At 33.9% G+C, this 3,302-nt stretch carries 3 protein-coding genes; all 3 read right to left on the bottom strand.

The window, feature by feature from the left end; translation table 11 throughout:
* Window positions 1–2: 2 nt before the first annotated feature.
* From BM305_RS18620 to BM305_RS18610, 3 genes are read right to left on the bottom strand one after another with little or no spacing between them, the layout of a single operon-like run.
* On the bottom strand, window positions 3–1,229 hold the full coding sequence (locus BM305_RS18620) for a hypothetical protein (RefSeq protein WP_092564483.1): 1,227 nt from the start codon (window positions 1,227–1,229) through the stop codon (window positions 3–5).
* A gap of 14 nt (window positions 1,230–1,243) precedes the next feature.
* The gene (locus tag BM305_RS18615; RefSeq protein WP_092564480.1) at window positions 1,244–2,407 is read right to left on the bottom strand and encodes a hypothetical protein; all 1,164 of its coding nucleotides are present in this window, start codon (window positions 2,405–2,407) and stop codon (window positions 1,244–1,246) included.
* Between the two features lie 23 nt (window positions 2,408–2,430).
* The gene (locus tag BM305_RS18610) at window positions 2,431–2,646 is read right to left on the bottom strand and encodes a helix-turn-helix domain-containing protein (RefSeq protein ID WP_242940597.1); all 216 of its coding nucleotides are present in this window, start codon (window positions 2,644–2,646) and stop codon (window positions 2,431–2,433) included.
* Window positions 2,647–3,302 lie beyond the last annotated feature (656 nt).

Raw genomic sequence — 3,302 nt, 5'->3', positions numbered from 1 at the left:
GATTAAGAGGCAACAATACTATGCCTCCTTACAGGATGCGGCATAGGTCGAACATCCTTGTGAAAAAAGTGTAAAGAGATATTGACAATATCATTATCTGTAATACCTTTATTGATAATTCTATAAAATTTTCTCCAACTTGCCACCGGAATTTCTTTATCAGTTCCACTTGCTCCTGCTTCACACTTTTTCTTTATAGATTCAAGAAATTCTTGCCAATCATTTATTTTACCAAAATCCCCCTGCCCCGACATAATGTACGTTATAATTGAATCCATTGTTTGATTAGAATCATCAATATTTGCAAACATTAAATCCAAATTTTCCTTATCATACTTGTATATATATTTGAATTTTTTTGCTTTTTTCTTTTTGATGTTGTCATTAACCTCTTCTTCTGTTAAATAGGTATTCCAGTAACGTGTTTTTGCCACAGAATATGGGTAATAGTAATGAACATTTTTAAAAGGTTCTGTTGATAGCCCCAACTTTTTATACTTCTCAAATGTTTCCTTTTTCGCCTTTTCAGGATTCTCTTCGTCCATAAAATCATTAGGTTGATCTATAGCGAGCAAATCCTTACCTTTTACATTAAACATAACGAAAGCAACACTATCCTCTTCCGATTCTTCTCCAGCTTTCTTCAAATAACTATCTTGAATTGCCTTTATCAAAAACATTGCATACGATGTTTTTGAAGCCAATCCTGATATACCAGATATATTCAAATGTGCACCTTCTGGTCCAACAATAAACTTGGAATTCAAATTTACTGGTAGTGTAACCTTCTCACAACCTTTCGTACCCTCATACATTTCTAAATATCCACATACAAGAGGATTCTGAATATTCTGTAATCCTAACGCATAGTTTATTTCTTCCGCTGTTGCCAACATTACCTTCGCATTATTTTGCAATGGTATATAAATATTCTTTTCATTACAAATAACTTTCGCCTTCACATAATTCATTCCGACACGCAATGTAGGTTCCTCAATCTCAACATTACCAAAATCACTAGAAATGAAATTAGTCAAAAAACTACTTGCATCTGTTATATGTGCTATATCTTCGATTACTCCATATGAATACGAATCATTTACATGTGCTACTTTCACAATATCAAAAGGATTTAATATTAACTCTGGATCAGTCCAAAATGTAAAATCATCAATAGTTGTAGGATTCTTTTCTGTTGCTAAAACTCTTCCAATCAAATTATTTGCCATTATATATTGCCTCCTTAGAATAAATGTAAAAATAACTGTGCGCTAATATATTTGCTCTTAACAAATGACTCCGTTAAGAACACTGGATATAGATGGTTAGCCCATCTTTTATCTGTTCCATAACAGGTCGGATTTCGTTCATTAATTATATTTGCAGATATTAAATCAATTACATCACTATCAATACCCTTCTCCAACTCTTCGTCCATCATAATCTTTTCGACCTTCACTACTCCGTCAAAAGGTGTCTGTGTTCTTGATTTATCTCTTATTCGTATATACCAAACGCCAAACTGTACATCACCTAAAAATTCTCTATTTTCAAAACGAGCAACGGGTGTTCTATGGAACACTGGCAATTCGGTTATATATTTTGAATTTGGCTTGCCAGTGTGATCCAGACAACTCTCTGGATTAAAAGATTTAGAAACACCTATAACCCAATTATAGTTATGCTTTATTTTTTGTAATGTTCTTAAATCTTCACGCCCGGATTTCATAACTTTATATTCTAATGAACCATCTTTCAACAAATAACTGTCCTGCCCCAATAGCTTCTTTTTTACCAATTCAGCTACCATACGCTTTTCAGACTCAATCATATAGTCTTGAATTACTCCTATAGCTCTGTCTTCAAGTTTCGCTTCAGGTGCACCCACTTTAGATGTCGCATAGGGAATTATCACAGAAAAATTTAAATTTAATTTTTTCAATTCTTCACTTGCATTTAACTTTTTTACCGTTGATGCAAAATATGCTACGTCATTCCAACCATCTGCATTGCTCTTATCAGGTAATGCTAAAACCAATTCCCTGTAATACGCTTCTGGGTACATCTTTTTATCCACTCGCTTACAACATCCAACTCCAATTTGACCAGCAACCACTGGAAATACTTGTTTGTTATATGCCATATCATCTACTTTAAACACATGTCGTGAGCCATCTAAAAAGTAATTAATCAAAGGAGGCTCCATGACTATTCTATCCGCAAGTGATTTTAAATCTACCGATTTTGTATGCTCTACCGTTTCTGCACAATCCTGCCACTTCATCACCTTTGTTGAATCGTCATCATAAACAATTGAAGGCAATCCTATAGAATCAAAACTATACTTATATGTATTATAACTAGTTCCTCTCGTTTCTTTTGCTATTATTTCCATTATCTTCGGCATTTTTCTACCACCTTCATAAAAACTTATTCATCCTTCTCTACAATATCGTCAAATCCACATTCAAGTTCTTTACAAATACGTGCTAATATATTCAAGGATACCTGCTCATTATTTGCCACTTTAGTGAATGTACTTGGAGCTATTTTTGTTCTTTTCCTCAAATCAGACTTTGATATTTCTTTATCTACCAACAGTTTCCACAAAGGTTTATAATTTACTTTTATCACTTCTACAGGCATATATTTCCCTCCATAAAACATAAAACAAAAAACAATCAGTTGATACTAGCATAACAACATTCCTACTTCGATATGACCAATGTGCAAACATGAAAGGTTCTCTCTTTCGTACTTCTATGTGCCCTATTTCCCCTCTTTTTCATATCCTTGAAATCTCTTAATATACACATTGCCCACTTTATTAATCGTATTTCTACTTAATCCAAAGAACACTTTATAGCTTGCGGATTATATTTTCCAAAGTTATTTATCCATCTTCAAATTATTGGATTTATTGCTTCTTCAGTTCTCGAACTTTGATACCACAAATAATTAAACGCCGGTCTCATACACACTTCGTGGCTGGCGTTTAATAATCCTGTCAAACTTAACTTACCAAATATCAATACTATCTCTACAACCTACCCTATTTCAATCCTATCAACTCAACCCTAAGACAAATAATTCATAGAAATGTTCTGTTTAACAAAAAGAAACAGGATTCTTATCACCAGACAGCCATCTGCTTGATATATAAACCCCTTATTTTCAATCCTTTCCATTTCATTACTTTTCCACCTTTGATAGAGTAGAGCAGTGGGATTGCCACCGCCCCCTCATCAAACCGTACGTGCGGTTTTCCCGCATACGGCTTTCCGATATTCTTCTTCCTTCAG

This window comes from Anaeromicropila populeti, assembly GCF_900112775.1.
Classification (GTDB): domain Bacteria; phylum Bacillota; class Clostridia; order Lachnospirales; family Lachnospiraceae; genus Anaeromicropila_A; species Anaeromicropila_A populeti.
The sequence above is the reverse complement of the archived record's forward strand: the minus strand, read 5'-3'. Positions and strand labels throughout refer to the sequence as shown.